Here is a 16,183-nt window from a genome sequence, read left to right as displayed (position 1 = left end):
GTGAAACCCCTATTCATCCATTTTTAAATTTAAAAACACCATTGTCCGCCAAAGCGGGTCGCCATTCTAACCAAGTTATCCACATCTGTCATGAAGAATTCTGCAAAAGTTGCTCAAAAAAGAAATAAACAATCTAAATTTAAATTCAAAACCATATGTGGATAAAAACACCCACAGACTGTGGATAAAAAAACACACTAAGTTATCCACAATCCCTTAAACGCTTAAAAACATAGATATCCACAATGTTAACTCTTGTTTTTATGTATTAAAAATTGGTTTTCCACAGAAAAACAGCTCCCTAATAGTAATAAATTTAAATTTTAAAATTTGAATTTATTTATAAGGATTGCTTTTACTGTGGATAACTTGAACACCAGAATGAATTTAAATTTAAATCATTGCGTATTTATAGTGGTGTGGATAAATTTGTGAATAATACTGTTTATAACTTATTTCCCATTATTTAACAACTCATTATGATGTGAATAGTTTTTAAATCCGGGAAAGACTTAATTCAGGCTTTCCAAGTTAAGTTTTATTGATTACAAGTTTATTTGGTTCGAATAGGTGTTTTTGATTGACAGCTCAAGCAATGGACACTAAAATCGCGGACCTTTATAGAAAGATCATTTTTTGGAGTTTCGATATGAAACGTACATTCCAACCATCTGAATTAAAGCGTAAGCGCGTTCATGGTTTCCGTGCTCGTATGGCTACTAAAGCTGGTCGTCAAGTATTAGCTCGCCGTCGTGCAAAAGGTCGTCACAGCTTAACTGTTTAATTTGTTAGCGCTTAGACGATTTTGGGTGTTATGACACTTTATGACTTCGGCACAGAGCGGCGTCTTCGTTGTGCTGCCGATTATAAAATTGTGTTTGATGGTGCGCTTTTTAAAGTGCACCAACCCCATTTCTTATTTCTTGCGACACCTTCCAAACAGCCTAACAGTCGTTTGGGTATTGTTGTTGCTAAGAAAAAAGTGCGCCGTGCGCATGAAAGAAATCGAGTAAAACGACTTGCTCGCGAAAGTTTTCGCCTGCATCAAATGCAACTGGATGCCTTGGATATTGTTGTTATGCCTAAAGTTGGTATAGAAACAGTCGCGAATTCAGAATTGCATCAGCAATTACAATTTGCTTGGCAAAAGCTGCAACGCATTGCTAAAAAGCATTCAAAAATAGCTCCCTCCCCACAGAAGTAGAGAAGGCCAATGGTACGTGTGCTGCATTGGTTTATTCGATTCTATCAGATCGCAATTAGTCCTATGTTAGGACCACGTTGTCGGTATCTACCTACATGTTCTCAATATTCATTGGAAGCAATCCATACACATGGAGCTGTACGGGGTGTTTGGTTGGCTGCAAATCGTATTTGTCGATGTCATCCATGGGGCGGCTCGGGCTATGATCCTGTTCCTGCAAAAGCAATTCGTTTTATTTCATTTCAGCAAATCGATTCTCAAATGCATCTCGTTGCTGTACCCTTTCGTGGATGTTTATGGAATCAAAATCACTCTAACTTTTTGGGGTAATAGATATGCAACAATGGGCCAGGATTGCAATTCTAGGAGCCATGTTTGTCGTCGCATATTTGCTTATTTTGGCATGGCAAAAGGACTATGGTCATAATGAAGTACAACAGCAGCCACAAGCTGCTGCAGTAGTTTCACATGAAGTGTCTGCCGACTTGCCAAATGGACAGACAGCTACGGCTGCTCCTGATGTGCCACAAGCAAATAGTACTGCTCAGCAAACTACAGAATCGACTGCGGCAGCAAGTCAACAGCTTATTTCAGTTCAAACTGACCTTTATCATCTTTGGATTAATCCTAAAGGTGGTGATATTGTTCGTGTTGAATTACTCAATCATGATAAAAACAAAGATAGCGATGAACCGTTTGTTATGCTGGAAAGCGATGCCAAACGTACGTATGTTGCACAATCTGGTTTAATTGGTCTAAATGGACCTGACAGTGGTCGTAATGGTCGTCCTGTCTATGAAATTGAGAAATCTGCATATACTTTAGCTGATGCAAAAGCAGCGAAAGATAAAGACGGCAAGTCAGTCCAAGTACTTTCTGTTCCGATGGTCTTTAAAACGACTGACGGCGTAGAAATTATTAAAACTTTCACGTTCACTCAAGGCGAATATCCAGTTGTGGTCAATCACAAAGTGGTTAACCGCAGCGGTCAAAACTGGCAAGGCCAGATGTTTGGTCAGCTCAAACGCGATAATTCAGAAGATCCAGGTAAATCGGATCAGGGTATTTTCACCTTGGGCACCTTCTTGGGTGGTGCATGGGGTACGCCTGAAGAACATTACAACAAGCTTAAATTTGCCAACTTTAACGACGAAAAGTTAAATGTTGAAGCAAAAGGCGGCTGGGTTGCAATGGTTCAGCATTACTTCGTTAGTGCTTGGATTCCAGGCGAGTTGAAGTTGACTCAGGCGAATGGTCAAGCTTATAGCGCTAAATTAGAGTCGCGTAAATCGAGTGATGACATGAACATCCTCAGTTTTACTTCACCAACCATTAATGTGCCTGCAGGTACTGTGGCGGAAGTTGACGCGACGTTCTATTCAGGTCCTAAAATTCAATCTGAATTGAAAGACTTGGCTGTAGGTTTAAATCAGACGGTTGATTATGGTTGGTTATGGCCAATCGCGAAATTATTGTTCCTTGGCTTACAATTCTTCCATAACTTGGTCGGAAACTGGGGCTGGTCAATTATTTTACTGACTGTATTGGTTAAACTCATTTTGTGGCCGTTGTCGTCTAAGAGCTATCGCTCGATGGCGAAAATGCGTGTAATTGCACCAGAAATGCAGCGAATGAAAGAAGAATTCGGTGAAGACCGTATGCGCTTCTCTCAAGAAATGATGGCATTGTACAAGCGTGAGCAAGTCAACCCACTTTCAGGCTGTTTACCATTATTACTCCAAATGCCAATCTTCTTGGCTTTGTATTGGGTATTGATGGAAAGTGTGGAATTGCGTCATGCGCCTTGGATGCTCTGGATTCAAGACTTATCAGCAATGGATCCTTGGTTTATCCTGCCATTATTGATGGGCGTGACCATGTTCATTCAGCAAATGTTGAACCCGCAACCTGCCGATCCAATGCAGGCGAAAGTGTTCCGCATTATGCCAATTATGTTCACGGTATTCATGTTGTTCTTCCCTGCAGGTTTAGTGCTGTACTGGATTGTGAACAATACGATTACGATTACACAGCAATGGTTTATTAATAAATCAGTAGAAAAAGCACGTAGCTCGAAAGAAGCCGCATAACGCAGCTTCTCACGGCAACTAGCTGATTAAATCCGCTTAAGATGGTAATCTTAGGCGGATTTTTATTTGGGTTCGATTGGGACTAACGTCAGGTGAATTGTATGCAGCATCAAACCACTATCGCAGCGATTGCTACTCCGCCAGGTCGTGGTGGTGTGGGGGTAATTCGTCTTTCTGGTCCGCAAGCTTATGCGATTGCAGAACAGTTATGCCAAAAAGCTTTACCCAAAGCACGGATGGCGGGTTTCCGCCAGTTTTTGGATGATGTGCAAGAAGTGTTGGATGAGGGTTTGGTGATTTGTTTTCCCAATCCGAACTCGTTCACAGGTGAGGATGTGGTTGAGTTACAGGGACATGGTGGACCTGTGATTCAAAATGCCTTGCTCGCCCGTTGTTTAGAATTGGGTGCAACCGCAGCCAAGGCAGGCGAGTTTTCCATGCGTGCTTTTGAAAATGGCAAACTGGATTTGGTACAAGCAGAAGCGATTGCCGATTTGATTGATGCGACTTCGCAGGCTGCGGCTCGTTCTGCAGTGCGTTCTTTGCAAGGGGCCTTTTCACATAAAGTGAATACTGTGCTAGAAAAGTTGATTCATTTGCGTTTGCACGTGGAAGCGGCAATCGACTTTCCTGAAGAAGAAATTGACTTCTTGGCTGACGGCAAGATTTTAACTTTATTGGAAGATGTACAGCATTCCGTGGCTGTGGTGCAGAAATCTGCCCGTCAAGGACAATTACTACGTGAAGGTTTACAGGTGGTGATTGCAGGTAAGCCGAATGCGGGTAAATCTTCTTTACTCAATGCCTTAGCGGGCATTGAGCGCGCGATTGTGACGGATATTGCAGGAACCACCCGCGATGTGTTGCATGAAAAGATCAGCCTCAATGGTTTGCCCATAACATTGACCGATACCGCAGGATTGCGTGAAACAGGCGATGTGGTGGAAAAAGAAGGTATTCGCCGCGCGATTAAAGAAATTGAGCAAGCTGATTTATTGTTATTGGTCTATGACTTGAGTCAAGGTGAAGACCCACTGCAATTGGCACGGGAATACTTTGAGCATCATCTTGAACCGAAACGCTTAATGTTGATTGGGAATAAATGTGATTTAACCGATGCAACAGCTCAAATTGGCGATTTTCAAGGTTTTCGCCATATTACGGTTTCAGCCAAACAGGAAACAGGCGTTCAATCACTCATAGAGGCGATTACAGTGCATGCTGGCTTTCAGCCAGAGGAAGACACCTTTATCGCACGAACACGTCATTTAGACGCAATGAAGCGCACACAGCACTATCTTGCAGAAGCCCATGAGCAGTTGGTGGTGTTTCATGCAGGTGAATTGGTTGCCGAGTCGCTACGTCTTGCACAAAATGCTTTAAGTGAAATTACAGGTGAATTTAGTGCGGATGATTTGTTAGGGAAAATTTTCGGATCGTTCTGTATTGGAAAGTAATTTTTTGATCATAATTTAACTGGTTTTATTATAGTTTTGAGAAGGCTTTACTTTAGATTGGAAGTAAAGCCTTTTGTTTGCGGTGCCAAAGATACAGCGTTAAGCAGAGGATGCTCATGCCAATGCCAAAACCGATCACTGCGAGATTTAAGCCCCATAAATCCGCACTGTAACCTACCGCAATAATCGGCATGATCGTGCCTAGATATCCCATAAACAAATAGGTCGAGATCACTGCGGCACGATTGTGTGGATCTGTCATTTGATGAATCAAACCAAATGATCCCATAATACCTAGACCATGTCCCAAGCCCACGCCAATATCACTAATAAAAAACAATAGACTCAATTGGGTTTGCATACAGATGGCTAAGAGTAGACAACTGCCCATCAGTAAAATCAAACCATAATTTAAGCTACGTGCTGCGGGTAACGATTTGGCAAAAAACTGTACGATCGCTGAAATAAACAGAATGCTGGAAATCGCGACACCACTGACCAGAGGACCATGCCATGGAATCAGGTCTTTGACAAAGGACGCAGACAGCGAAGCAAACAGACTAAATATACCAAAAGCACAAAATGCAGTTAAACCTGCAATAAAAAAATGAGTTCGGGTCTGGGCGGCAGGAAGCTCTAAATGCGGTGCAATTGAAAAGGTTTGTGCTTGAAAAGTCGGTGATTTTAAGCGAAAGAGTCCAATTAAACAGAGGACTGCCCCTGCAATAATTGGCAGATAGGGCGTGAGCAATGGAAATGCAGAAAATTGAGCAATCACACCGCCAATCAATGGCCCTAAAGCAAAACCAATGACGGTAATAATTGAGCTTAACTGTGGGGCATGAGATTTATGACGGTCTGGAATGGTCAGCATGAGACCTAACATGGCGGAAGTACTGATCAGCCCTGAAGCAATCCCAATAATAAAACGTCCTAAACCGAGCCAAGCAGTGCTACTGGCTAAAGCAGAAAGGACTAATCCTAGAATGACAAATATGAGACCGACTTGCAGTGTACGCAAAAAACCAAAGCTGTTGCTGGCGCGGCCAAAAAAGAGCAGCATTGCTAAACAGCCAAACATATAAGCAACAAAAATATAGGTAATCTGGCTGGGCAATAAATGCCACAGTTCTTGATAAATCGGATACAGCGGGCTGGCTAAAGCTGTACCGATAGTTCCCATAATCAAGGCAAGGCTGACCATGATAAATGAACGCCAAGGATGTTGAACCGTCATAAAGCATCACAAAAACTGTCGGAAAAAGCTCAATAAAAAATAAAGAGTTTCGACAGCTTAAGCCGAAACTGATGCTTAAACAATCACTAACCGTAGCGTTTTAATAACTTTAAAAATTCAGCAAGTTCAGCTTCATCAAATTCACTATGAGGTTTTAGAACATGATGGCGCAGATGGGCTTCAATCAGTTCATTCATCAGACCATTGACTGCCCCCTTTACCGCAGCCACTTGCTGTAATACCTCAATACAAGAGCTGTCTGGTTGCATGAGGGCTTGGTCGATTGCTTGAATTTGCCCTTGCAAACGCTTTACGCGATTCTTAATTTTTTGATCTTCATATAAATGGCCCACACTTTCCTCCAAAAATAAATATACTACTGGGGAGTATATTGGTGAGAACATTATGCAACATTCGATCATGCACAGAAACCATAGTCATCAATTTGATGAAGGGAATCCTTTGGCACAAAAACGAATCCTAATTGCGACTATTTTAACGGCAGTCATGATGCTATTAGAAGTGATTGGCGGCTGGATCTTTAATTCTATGGCATTACTTGCCGATGGTTGGCACATGAGTTCGCATATGTTGGCATTGGGTTTGGCTTATTTTGCCTATCGTGCTGCACGTCATTATGCTCAGGATCACCGTTTTAGCTTTGGTACGTGGAAAATTGAAATTTTAGCGGGATACAGCAGCGCGATTTTACTGTTGGTGGTTGCAATTTTTATGGCATTTCAGTCGGTAGAACGCCTGATTCATCCTATTGATATTCAATATAATCAAGCGATCCCCATTGCGATTTTAGGCTTGGTGGTGAACTTGATTTGTGCATGGTTGTTACATGATGGTCACCATCACCATCACCATCACCATCACCATCACCATCACCATCACCATCACCATCACCATCACCATCACCATCGTGAAGAATCGACTCATTCGCATCAGCACGAGCATGATTTGAATCAAAAAGCCGCTTTTTTACATGTGGTTGCCGATGCCGTGACTTCGGTCTTTGCTATTGTTGCTCTTTTTGCTGGGAAATACATGGGTTGGTCATTCCTTGATGCTTTATTAGGGGTTTTAGGGGCAATTTTGGTCGCACGTTGGGCTGTAGGATTGATGCAGGACACGGCGAAAACCCTATTAGATGCGGAAATGAATCATCCTGTGGTAGAGGAAATCCGTGAGGTGATTCAGGATCTCCCTGTGGTTGTTGAAGTGACCGATTTACATGTCTGGAAAGTCGCCAAAGGGAAGTTTGCCTGTATTTTGGCACTCAGTAGTCACTCATCCATCAGTGCGGATGAAGTGCGTGCCGCTTTATCAATTCATGAGGAAATTGTGCATGTCTCGGTAGAAATTAATCCTTTATCGGTTTAAGGCATAGTTCCACGTGAAACACTCAGGTATTTGTTTTACCAAATACCTGATAAAAATTATCAATCATCACAATCATTCGGATTAAACTGATTCACTTTTATAACTTACGTGAACGAGCAGAATTCATGTTGAAAAGAACAATGGTTGCGATGCTGGCGAGTTTCATTTCTTGGTCTAGTTTTGCGAGTGTCGAGACTGTAAAAACCAATCTAGCCAAACAGCATCCAGATTTGAAAATTGAGAATATTCAAAGCACGGAAATGTCGGGTATCTATAGTGGCTCTATGGATGGTCAAGTGGTTTATGTTGGAGAAAATACCCAACATATTTTAGTGGGATCGATGATTCGGTTGAACGATCAGCGTAATTTGACCAAAGATTTGATTTTAAAGCAGAACTCAATTGACTGGAAAAAATTGCCATTACAAGATGCGGTGAAAACGGTGCGAGGTAATGGTAAACGCCAATTGGCGATCTTTTCTGACCCAAATTGCCCGTATTGCAAGCAACTTGAGGCTGAATTAAAAAAACTGGATAACGTGACCATTTATACTTTCATTTATCCAATCAAGCCGCAATCGGTTGCGCCGTCTAAAGCGGTGTATTGTGAAAAAGATCAAAGTTATGCTTGGGAAAACCTGATTGCTAAAGGGATTGCTCCTGCGGGGAATAAAAGCTGTGCCAATCCAATTGAACGTAATTTGAAACTAGGTCAATCTCTTGGCGTAAATGGAACACCGACACTGATTTTCTCGAATGGTTTTAAAGCGGCGGGTGGCTTCCCTGCCGAGCAAATTGAACTCATTTGGAAAGAGTTAGGTTTGTAATGAGATAGAAATTAATTTTTAAAAAAGCCTTTTCATGGTTCACGTGAAAAGGCTTTTTTTATGCGAAAAATTAAGCGCGGGATTTTTTTATAATAAGATTATAGATAAACAAAATAATAATCGCGCCAATCACTGAGGCAATAAAGCCAGCGGCTACATTGTCGGCATAAAGACCGAGCATGCGTCCACCATAAGTTGCCAGTAAAGAACCTGCAATCCCTAAGAGTGTTGTGAGCAAAAAGCCTGCCTTGTTATCGCCAGGATGCAGTGCACGGGCAATCAGACCCGCAATAAAACCGACCACAATTGCAACAATGAGTGACCACATGAGTATTCTCCTTGTTCTTATTTTGAGTTAATGATTTTGCTTATTATTTTGGAGAAAAGGGTTTGAGTTAAACAGCAGAACTGCAAAGAAATGTGGTGTTTTTGTGTGAGGGATTGATAGTAAAAAGACATAAAAAACCTCCTAAATCCTGAGTAATTCGAGAGATAGAAGGCTAGAAAAAGTGTATTTAGACGCTAAGCTTAGAGACCAATTTCACCAATAAAAGGAATATGGCGATATTTTTGATCATAGTCGAGACCATAGCCGACAATAAACTTATCTTCGACTTCAAAGCCCAAGAATTTTACGTCTAAATTAATTTCACGGCGTGAAGGTTTGCTCACGAGTGTGCACAATTCGATGGAGTTGGGTTCACGTGTTTCCAAAATTTCAAGCACTTTGCTTAAGGTATGCCCAGAGTCAATAATGTCTTCAACAACCAGGACATCTTTACCACGAATTTCGCCGTCTAAGTCTTTTAGAATGCGTACATCACGGCTCGAAACGGTTGATTTTCCATAGCTCGAAACCGTCATAAAGTCGAGTTCATGAGGTTTTTCAATTGTTCGGCATAAATCAGCCATAAAAATAACGGAACCACGTAATAAGCCAATTAAGACAAGTTCTTTATCACTTTGGGCATAGTGGGCATTAATTTTAGCACCAAGCGCTTGTACTTTTGCTTGGATTTCTTCAGCTGAAATCATTACGCTCATTTGAACGGTCATGGGCAGATACCTAAAAATCAAAAATAAAAAAGGCGTTGACCTGCAACACCTCAAAATATGCGTTTATTTTAATACATCTTCTATCGAGATGCATCTTTTGTTGCTTGTTTTTTGTTCGCACCATGACTATCGTGTCGAAGTATGATCGTGCCTGCAAGCAGCAGCAGGCACAGTTTTAACTTGGGCATTGCGAGGGCAACGGACTTATTTAGGCTGGACATAGGCCGCTTGACCATACACATAAGTTGCGTGAATATTACGATCATCACCCATGGTCATGAGGGCAAATAAAGCATCTTCAATGCCTTTGGCCTGTTGTTGACGCAATGTCTGTAAGGCGGTTGCTTGTAGGTCGAGCACGATAAAATCAGCTTCTTTACCGATATCAAAGTTACCTAATTGCTGTTCGAGGCTTAATGCTTTGGCACCCCCTAGCGTGGCATGATAAAGCGATTCAAAAGCAGACAGTTTGTCGCCTTGTAATTGTTGTACCTTATAGGCTTCATTTAGCGTCTGGAGTTGGTTGAAGGATGTTCCTGCACCAATATCGGTGCCCAAACCGACCTTGACTTGTTTTTCCCATGTCTTTTTCAAGGGGAACAAACCACTACCGAGAAACAGGTTTGAAGTTGGACAAAAAGCAATGGCTGAATCCGTGGCATGCATGCAATCCCATTCACTGTCTTCTAAATGCACGCAGTGAGCAAAGACAGAACGCGATCCTGTCAGTCCATAATAATGATAAACATCCAGATAACCTTGCTGTGCAGGGAATAATTCTTTGACCCATGCAATTTCATGCTTATTTTCACTTAAATGGGTATGCACATAGACATCTGGATATTCGGCTTTAAGTTGCCCTGCCAGTTGTAATTGTTCAGGCGTGGAGGTTGGTGCAAAACGAGGTGTAATCGCATACAGCGCGCGCCCCTGCCCGTGCCATTTTTCAATCAATGCCTTAGAGTCTGTATACGCACGTTCAGGCGTGTCACATAAGGCATCAGGTGCATGACGGTCCATCATCACTTTACCTGCAATCAGACGCATCTGGTGGCGTTGAGCAGCTTCAAATAAAGCATCCACTGATTCTGGATGGACGGTACAGAATACTAAGGCGGTGGTGGTGCCATTTTTTAACAGTTCTTGCACAAAGAATTCGGCAATTTTTGCGGCATAGGTAGGGTCTTGAAACTGCATTTCGGTGGGAAACGTATAGGTATTCAGCCATTCCAACAGTTGTTCACCATAAGCACCGACCATTTCCGTTTGCGGGAAATGAATATGGGTGTCAATAAAACCAGGCACAATCAACTTTTCAGGATAATGTTGGATTGCAACGCCTTCTGGCAGATGTGCGGCTGCATCTTGCCAAGGACCAAACCATTTAATTTTTCCTGCTTCACTGATCAGCACGCCATCTTCTAGATAACGGACCTGCTCTGCGATGTCCGCAGCTTGAGCAACTAAATTTTGAATATCTAAAAAACGACCGCGAACGACAGTGGTCTGCAACAATGAAGACATGGAAAACCCTACAACTTTTACTTTTTTCGGTTGATTGTACCTGAAAATAATTGGCTAGACTGTATAACGTTGACTGAGTCCTCATTCGGCTAAAATACGATGATCCAGTTTTTTGCAGCAGCGGTCCAAATGACCTTGGTCAGTTTCAATTTTGAGTGCCGCAGAAGTAGAAAAGACAGATTCAGCGGACTAAATCTGTCTTTCTAAGATCAATTCATCTGATTTAAGCCGATGGATTCTCTTGTTTTTTATTGTGACGAATCGACAGCCACGCGGTAATGCTTAATACAATCACGATAAAGCCGAGTGAAATCCAAATTGGCATGTGGAATACATCGAGCATCAACATTTTAAAACCAATGAACAACAGGATAATCCCGAGACCATACGGTAGGTAATGCATCTTCGACGCAGCACCAGAGAGCAAGAAGAACATGGCACGCAGACCTAAAATGGCCATCAGGTTTGCTGTTAACACAATAAACGGATCACTGGTGACCGCAAAAATTGCAGGAATTGAGTCTACTGCAAAAATTACATCAGATGCTTCAACCAGTACTAGTACCAAGAATAATGGCGTAAACCACAACACACCATTTTGACGAACAAAGAATTTATCGCCTTGCAGTTGTGGTGTGATACGCAAATGTTTACGCAACCATTTCAATATCGCCATATTCTCGATGTCGGGTTCATCATCTTGTCCTTTTAAGAACTTGAAGCCCGTGTAAACCAAGAACGCACCGAACAGGTATAAAATCCAAGAGAATTCTTGGACAAACCATGCACCAATAAAAATAAAGATGGTCCGCAGTACAATTGCACCGAGTACGCCGTAGAGCAAAATTTTACGTTGTAATGCTGGTGGAATCGCAAAGGCCGCAAAAATCATGAGCCAAACAAAAACATTATCAATTGCGAGGGATTTTTCCAGTAAATAACCCGCGATATATTCCATGGTTTTTTGGTTGGCAATTGCAACACCGACGGTTTGTTGTAAATACAGCCAGAGACCGCCTGCAAAGAGCATGGCCACACTAACCCAAGCAATACTCCAGTAGGCAGCCGTTTTAAGGGCAACTTGTTGTCCTTGTTTTTGTTTAAATCCGAGAAAGTCGATCAACAGCATGATAATGACAATGCCGAAGAAGACCAAATACAGCCATAAATTGCCGATAGATTCCATAAAAATCCTCCACATCTGGCAATTGGCCACAAAAAAACCTTGACCTGTTGCCAGATGATATAAACATCTGTGTCAACATGATCAAGGTCTTGCCTACATTACACGGGGTAATGCTCAGATACCGACTTTTTGCAAAGTGTAATGACGATATTCTGACACGTCATCACAATAAATTGTGGCTGACGTTTGGAGGAGGCTACTCCCCTTGTTCAAATTCTGTATTGGACTGAGTCCAAATGATGAGGCAAGAATCGCATATTTTGTACAAAAGTGCAAATATAAAGCAAATATGATCAACCTAAACCTGTTGATATTTGATCTATGTGTTTAATCAATGCCGAATAACAAAGACGTAAATTTTAAGGCTTAAATGGAACTGTGTTGTCGTATTGCACTAAAATTTTTGCCAATAATGAGCCACAGAGCATTAATACGAAATAAATTAACATGCCGCTACTCCTGTGCGTGCTATCTGTTTAGCATAGAAATAAATGGGCGTGAGCTTCATCCCTTGAACTAGGGATTTCCTGTTTAAGGTGTAACCAGATTTTAAACTTTGGTCGATGCTCTTTAACAATGGGGTATTTTTTCTATAGGGCTTATGGCATGTTAACTGTAGTTCATCTGTATAGAGGAAAACTGAGTATGCAATTCCAACACCATAATAATGCTGAAAAAGGTGAGTTTTTTCTGAATGATGCTGAGGGGCAATGTATTGCTGAAATCACTTATATCTGGCGTGATGCATCTACCATTGTGGCCGACCATACTTGGGTAGATGATAGTTTACGTGGTCAAGGTGTGGCACGTCAGTTGTTGGATGTCTTGGTCGAATATGCACGCGAACAACAGTTAAAAATTGTGCCAGTTTGTACTTATGTCGATGTGATGTTTAAACGCGATCAAAGTTTGTTGGATGTCGCGGCTTAATACAGTCATTGTATTTTATTGTACTTTAAGGATTACAACTTAATCAGAACAACATGGTTGTGTTGCCTGAACAGTGTGTTTAAGACAGTTGAATTGAGGTAAATGAACAAGCTTTTATCTCTTGTCTTATGTAGTTTACTCTCCCCTTTAGTATTTGCCGAAGATTGTGCAAAACTTGAGGAAAAGGCAGGATAAAAAGAAGTTCAGATGATTCCCCGTTGGGGCATGAAAGTGATTGCCCCCATCACGTGTCTATTTTCATTCTTCACCAAGTGATAATTGTAAAATCAAGGATCTGTTCATTCTTAAAAATGATTTTATTACCGCGTATCGCACGTATGATGATGGCAAAGAACAATGGGTTTCGATCATGTATATGAGCAAGCGTTTGGGTGACACCGTGCAAGGTTGGGCAAAACGAAAAGACTTTGAATATGTCGGTATCATGTCTGCTTTTTAATTGGGTAATCGTATAAAAAAACCCGCCGTAGCGGGCTTTTAAATGCACAAATTTAGGCGTTTAAAGCACGAATCAATTTTTGATGTAAACCACCAAAACCACCATTGGACATAATCACCACCGCGTCGCCATCTCCTGCTTCATTCACTACAGTTTGAATAATATCTTCAAGGGAACGTGCCACAATCGCTTTGTTGGATGCTGCATCAATCACGGGTTGTAAGTCCCAATCCAAACCTTCAGGTTGATACCAAATCACTTCATCTGCCAGACGTGCTGAATATGCCAGTCCATCTTTATGGCTACCCATACGCATGGTGTTTGAACGTGGTTCAATGATCGCCCAAAGTTTACGTTCACCTAAACGCTTACGTGCACCTTCAAGTGTGGTGTCAATTGCAGTTGGATGATGGGCAAAGTCATCATAGACTTCAACGCCACGAACGGTACCCAATAACTCCATACGACGCTTTACACCGCCGAAGTGAGATAGTGCTTCACATGCAGTTTCAATGCTTACACCCACGTGTTCAGCCGCAGCAATGGTGGCTAAGGCATTCGCCACCGAATGTTGCCCTGTCATGTTCCATTTCACTTCGCCTTTGACTACACTGTGTTGGAGTACTTTAAAGTGTGAACCATCTGCAGAAAGCTGTTCTGCATACAATTCCGCTTCTGGATGTGTATCTAATGAGGTACGTACCACAGGTGTCCAACAGCCCATTTCCAATACTTCATCAATGTTGCTTTCAGTAATTGGAGCAATAATGCGACCTTCACTTGGAATGGTACGCACTAAATGATGGAATTGTTTTTGAATGGCAGCCAAATCATCAAAAATGTCGGCATGGTCAAATTCAAGGTTATTTAAAATTGCAGTTTTTGGATGGTAATGCACAAACTTAGAACGTTTGTCGAAAAATGCCGAATCGTATTCATCTGCTTCAACACAGAAGTATTTTCCGCCGCCTAAGCGAGCACTTTCAGAGAAACCTAAAGGCACACCGCCAATTAAAAAGCCTGGTTCTAAGCCGGCCTGATCCAATACCCACGCCAACATGGTGGTGGTGGTGGTTTTACCATGAGTCCCTGCAACCCCAAGGACATGTTTCCCTTGCAAGACATGATCTGCAAGGAATTGTGGGCCTGAAATGTAGGGTAAACCCTCATTGAGCATATATTCAACTGCGTCAATTCCGCGTTTCATGGCATTGCCGACAATGACTAAATCAGGGTGCGGTTGTAAATGGCTACGATCATAGCCTTGCATTAAAGTAATGCCTGCATTTTCCAGTTGAGTGGACATGGGCGGATAAACGTTCAGATCTGAACCTGTCACCTTATGTCCTAAATCTCGCGCTAATAATGCCAATGAACCCATAAAGGTGCCGCAAATACCCAAAATATGCAGATGCATTGATCTTTAACTCCACTGCTTTTTGACACAGCACTTCATGATTGGTGTTGTTGTCAGAATTGATTCGATTTGACAGCAACGATATCAAGGCTCTTAGGGAAAAGATAGTTTTTCTTGTATCAATTTAGACAGTTCACTCATGACAGATTGAGCCAAGATTAAAGTCGATAAAATTCCCTAAAGAAAGCACTTTGACTTATACTTTTGAGCCTATTTTAGGTCTTAGTTGTGAATGTGGTGTAATGATGAATACCATGCTGATTCCGTTTGCATTGTTAGTAATATCCAATTGTTTTATGACATTGGCTTGGTACGGTCATCTAAAATTTTTACATGGTGCACCCTTGTGGCAAGCAATTTTATTTGGCTGGTTAATTGCCCTATTCGAATATGCCTTTATGATTCCTGCCACTCGTCTCTTGGCACAGGATGGCTGGTCTGTAGGGCAAATGAAAATTACCCAAGAAGTCATGACCTTATTGGTTTTTGTGCCATTTATGATTTATCTGTTTAAACAGCCCTTTAAATTAGACTATCTCTGGGCAGGCCTTTGCTTATTGGGTTGTGTGTATTTTGTATTTAGAAGCCAATAACGGCTTTAGTAAGAATGAGGTTGTGGTGACTGGATTTTTGAGATGAAATAAAACTTGCTGCAACCTGTTCGCTATAGAACGGTCAAAACAGCACTTATAGCGGCTTATTTTTTCATCAAGGGAATCATTTCCTTATTTTTATCGAAAAAAAACTAAAAATATCTCGCTCTAGCCCTGCTTAAATTTTGGAGAGATGAAAAATCAGTCTATAATATTGGGCTTCTGAACCATTTAAAGCTTGGCTCTCGTCGAGATTTATCCTCTTTCACTCTAGTCTCTGGAACATTAGCAATGAATGCGGCCGCAGCACAAGACGCTCAACCCCTCGTAGGAATTATCATGGGTTCTCAATCTGATTGGGCGACTCTCGAACACACTGCCAATATGCTTAAGCAACTTGGTGTCCCATTTGAAGCTGAAGTGGTTTCTGCACACCGTACCCCAGATCGTCTATTTGAATATGCTGAAACTGCGCGTGATCGCGGTATTCAAGTAATTATTGCAGGCGCAGGCGGCGCAGCACATTTACCAGGTATGTGCGCGGCAAAAACTGACTTACCAGTCTTGGGTGTACCTGTAAAATCTTCTATTTTAAATGGTGTTGATTCCCTACTTTCGATTGTACAAATGCCAGCGGGTATTGCGGTAGGTACTTTGGCAATTGGTCCAGCAGGTGCAACCAATGCGGCCATTATGGCGGCGCAAATTCTTGGTTTGACACGTCCAGAGATTGCCGAAAATGTCGCAAACTTCCGTGCTGCTCAAACAGAAAAAGTGGCAAGCAACAATATTCCGGGTCAAGCTTAAAACGGG

17 protein-coding genes are annotated in these 16,183 nt (G+C 41.9%); 10 read left to right on the top strand and 7 right to left on the bottom strand.

Features of this window, described 5'->3' with window-relative positions; translation table 11 throughout:
• The first annotated feature begins 649 nt into the window (after positions 1–649).
• The 5 genes from rpmH (at position 650) to mnmE (ending at position 4,751) form a co-directional block, all read left to right on the top strand.
• Positions 650–784 carry a 50S ribosomal protein L34 gene (gene rpmH / locus M5E07_RS16270; RefSeq protein WP_000831329.1) on the top strand — a complete coding sequence of 45 codons (135 nt, stop codon included), beginning with the start codon at positions 650–652 and terminating at the stop codon, positions 782–784.
• 30 nt (positions 785–814) lie between these two features.
• Positions 815–1,204, top strand: a complete 390-nt coding sequence (gene rnpA / locus M5E07_RS16265) for a ribonuclease P protein component (RefSeq protein ID WP_252220827.1) — start codon at positions 815–817, stop codon at positions 1,202–1,204.
• 9 nt (positions 1,205–1,213) lie between these two features.
• The gene (yidD, locus tag M5E07_RS16260) at positions 1,214–1,534 is read left to right on the top strand and encodes a membrane protein insertion efficiency factor YidD (RefSeq protein ID WP_116762925.1); all 321 of its coding nucleotides are present in this window, start codon (positions 1,214–1,216) and stop codon (positions 1,532–1,534) included.
• Positions 1,535–1,539: 5 nt separating this feature from the next.
• On the top strand, positions 1,540–3,294 hold the full coding sequence (gene yidC / locus M5E07_RS16255; protein WP_116762927.1) for a membrane protein insertase YidC: 1,755 nt from the start codon (positions 1,540–1,542) through the stop codon (positions 3,292–3,294).
• A 101-nt stretch (positions 3,295–3,395) separates the two neighbouring features.
• The gene (gene mnmE, locus M5E07_RS16250; protein ID WP_116762929.1) at positions 3,396–4,751 is read left to right on the top strand and encodes a tRNA uridine-5-carboxymethylaminomethyl(34) synthesis GTPase MnmE; all 1,356 of its coding nucleotides are present in this window, start codon (positions 3,396–3,398) and stop codon (positions 4,749–4,751) included.
• 52 nt (positions 4,752–4,803) lie between these two features.
• On the opposite strand, the gene M5E07_RS16245 is transcribed toward mnmE, so the two are convergent.
• Both M5E07_RS16245 and M5E07_RS16240 read right to left on the bottom strand, forming a co-directional pair.
• A complete protein-coding gene (locus tag M5E07_RS16245; RefSeq protein WP_434087788.1) occupies positions 4,804–5,988 on the bottom strand; it encodes an MFS transporter in 1,185 nt (394 codons plus the stop codon).
• Between the two features lie 86 nt (positions 5,989–6,074).
• Complete coding sequence (locus M5E07_RS16240) at positions 6,075–6,341, bottom strand: metal/formaldehyde-sensitive transcriptional repressor (RefSeq protein ID WP_116762931.1); 267 nt, start codon at positions 6,339–6,341, stop codon at positions 6,075–6,077.
• Between the two features lie 52 nt (positions 6,342–6,393).
• Here M5E07_RS16240 and dmeF point away from each other — a divergent pair, with 52 nt between their 5' ends.
• Complete coding sequence (gene dmeF / locus M5E07_RS16235) at positions 6,394–7,377, top strand: CDF family Co(II)/Ni(II) efflux transporter DmeF (protein ID WP_252220825.1); 984 nt, start codon at positions 6,394–6,396, stop codon at positions 7,375–7,377.
• Between the two features lie 125 nt (positions 7,378–7,502).
• Positions 7,503–8,204 carry a DsbC family protein gene (locus tag M5E07_RS16230; protein WP_252220818.1) on the top strand — a complete coding sequence of 234 codons (702 nt, stop codon included), beginning with the start codon at positions 7,503–7,505 and terminating at the stop codon, positions 8,202–8,204.
• A 70-nt stretch (positions 8,205–8,274) separates the two neighbouring features.
• On the opposite strand, the gene M5E07_RS16225 is transcribed toward M5E07_RS16230, so the two are convergent.
• The 4 genes from M5E07_RS16225 to M5E07_RS16210 all read right to left on the bottom strand — a co-directional run bounded on the left by M5E07_RS16225 (position 8,275) and on the right by M5E07_RS16210 (position 11,970).
• Positions 8,275–8,532 (bottom strand): GlsB/YeaQ/YmgE family stress response membrane protein, encoded by a 258-nt coding sequence (locus M5E07_RS16225; RefSeq protein WP_252220816.1) that lies wholly within the window; start codon positions 8,530–8,532, stop codon positions 8,275–8,277.
• A gap of 200 nt (positions 8,533–8,732) precedes the next feature.
• On the bottom strand, positions 8,733–9,260 hold the full coding sequence (gene hpt / locus M5E07_RS16220; RefSeq protein WP_252220814.1) for a hypoxanthine phosphoribosyltransferase: 528 nt from the start codon (positions 9,258–9,260) through the stop codon (positions 8,733–8,735).
• A 204-nt stretch (positions 9,261–9,464) separates the two neighbouring features.
• On the bottom strand, positions 9,465–10,784 hold the full coding sequence (gene guaD / locus M5E07_RS16215; RefSeq protein WP_252220811.1) for a guanine deaminase: 1,320 nt from the start codon (positions 10,782–10,784) through the stop codon (positions 9,465–9,467).
• Positions 10,785–11,007: 223 nt separating this feature from the next.
• Positions 11,008–11,970, bottom strand: coding sequence for a TerC family protein (locus M5E07_RS16210; protein ID WP_116762943.1), 963 nt, complete (start codon positions 11,968–11,970; stop codon positions 11,008–11,010).
• Positions 11,971–12,615: 645 nt separating this feature from the next.
• On the opposite strand from M5E07_RS16210, the gene M5E07_RS16205 reads away from it, so the two are divergent.
• Positions 12,616–12,900, top strand: a complete 285-nt coding sequence (locus M5E07_RS16205) for a GNAT family N-acetyltransferase (RefSeq protein WP_252223873.1) — start codon at positions 12,616–12,618, stop codon at positions 12,898–12,900.
• Positions 12,901–13,412: 512 nt separating this feature from the next.
• Here the strand turns inward: M5E07_RS16205 and mpl are convergent.
• Positions 13,413–14,777: a UDP-N-acetylmuramate:L-alanyl-gamma-D-glutamyl-meso-diaminopimelate ligase gene (gene mpl, locus M5E07_RS16200; RefSeq protein WP_252220809.1), complete on the bottom strand. Its 1,365-nt coding sequence runs from the start codon at positions 14,775–14,777 to the stop codon at positions 13,413–13,415.
• A gap of 254 nt (positions 14,778–15,031) precedes the next feature.
• Between mpl and M5E07_RS16195 the strand changes: the two genes are divergently transcribed.
• The gene (locus tag M5E07_RS16195; protein WP_116762974.1) at positions 15,032–15,370 is read left to right on the top strand and encodes a DMT family protein; all 339 of its coding nucleotides are present in this window, start codon (positions 15,032–15,034) and stop codon (positions 15,368–15,370) included.
• Between the two features lie 291 nt (positions 15,371–15,661).
• Positions 15,662–16,177 carry a 5-(carboxyamino)imidazole ribonucleotide mutase gene (gene purE, locus M5E07_RS16190; RefSeq protein WP_026441188.1) on the top strand — a complete coding sequence of 172 codons (516 nt, stop codon included), beginning with the start codon at positions 15,662–15,664 and terminating at the stop codon, positions 16,175–16,177.
• Positions 16,178–16,183 lie beyond the last annotated feature (6 nt).

Source organism: Acinetobacter tibetensis, assembly GCF_023824315.1.
Taxonomy (GTDB): domain Bacteria; phylum Pseudomonadota; class Gammaproteobacteria; order Pseudomonadales; family Moraxellaceae; genus Acinetobacter; species Acinetobacter tibetensis.
Note: the sequence above shows the minus strand (reverse complement) of the source record. Positions and strands in the feature narration are given on the sequence as shown.

Coding starts and splice junctions, on each gene's coding strand:
- M5E07_RS16230 (WP_252220818.1), top strand. CDS start 7,503: ATGTTGAAAAGAACAATGGTTGCGATGCTGGCGAGTTTCATTTCTTGG.
- M5E07_RS16210 (WP_116762943.1), bottom strand. CDS start 11,970: ATGGAATCTATCGGCAATTTATGGCTGTATTTGGTCTTCTTCGGCATT.
- dmeF (WP_252220825.1), top strand. CDS start 6,394: ATGCAACATTCGATCATGCACAGAAACCATAGTCATCAATTTGATGAA.
- M5E07_RS16245 (WP_434087788.1), bottom strand. CDS start 5,988: ATGACGGTTCAACATCCTTGGCGTTCATTTATCATGGTCAGCCTTGCC.
- M5E07_RS16205 (WP_252223873.1), top strand. CDS start 12,616: ATGCAATTCCAACACCATAATAATGCTGAAAAAGGTGAGTTTTTTCTG.
- yidD (WP_116762925.1), top strand. CDS start 1,214: ATGGTACGTGTGCTGCATTGGTTTATTCGATTCTATCAGATCGCAATT.
- M5E07_RS16195 (WP_116762974.1), top strand. CDS start 15,032: ATGCTGATTCCGTTTGCATTGTTAGTAATATCCAATTGTTTTATGACA.
- mpl (WP_252220809.1), bottom strand. CDS start 14,777: ATGCATCTGCATATTTTGGGTATTTGCGGCACCTTTATGGGTTCATTG.
- rnpA (WP_252220827.1), top strand. CDS start 815: ATGACACTTTATGACTTCGGCACAGAGCGGCGTCTTCGTTGTGCTGCC.
- M5E07_RS16225 (WP_252220816.1), bottom strand. CDS start 8,532: ATGTGGTCACTCATTGTTGCAATTGTGGTCGGTTTTATTGCGGGTCTG.
- hpt (WP_252220814.1), bottom strand. CDS start 9,260: ATGACCGTTCAAATGAGCGTAATGATTTCAGCTGAAGAAATCCAAGCA.
- mnmE (WP_116762929.1), top strand. CDS start 3,396: ATGCAGCATCAAACCACTATCGCAGCGATTGCTACTCCGCCAGGTCGT.
- guaD (WP_252220811.1), bottom strand. CDS start 10,784: ATGTCTTCATTGTTGCAGACCACTGTCGTTCGCGGTCGTTTTTTAGAT.
- rpmH (WP_000831329.1), top strand. CDS start 650: ATGAAACGTACATTCCAACCATCTGAATTAAAGCGTAAGCGCGTTCAT.
- purE (WP_026441188.1), top strand. CDS start 15,662: ATGAATGCGGCCGCAGCACAAGACGCTCAACCCCTCGTAGGAATTATC.
- yidC (WP_116762927.1), top strand. CDS start 1,540: ATGCAACAATGGGCCAGGATTGCAATTCTAGGAGCCATGTTTGTCGTC.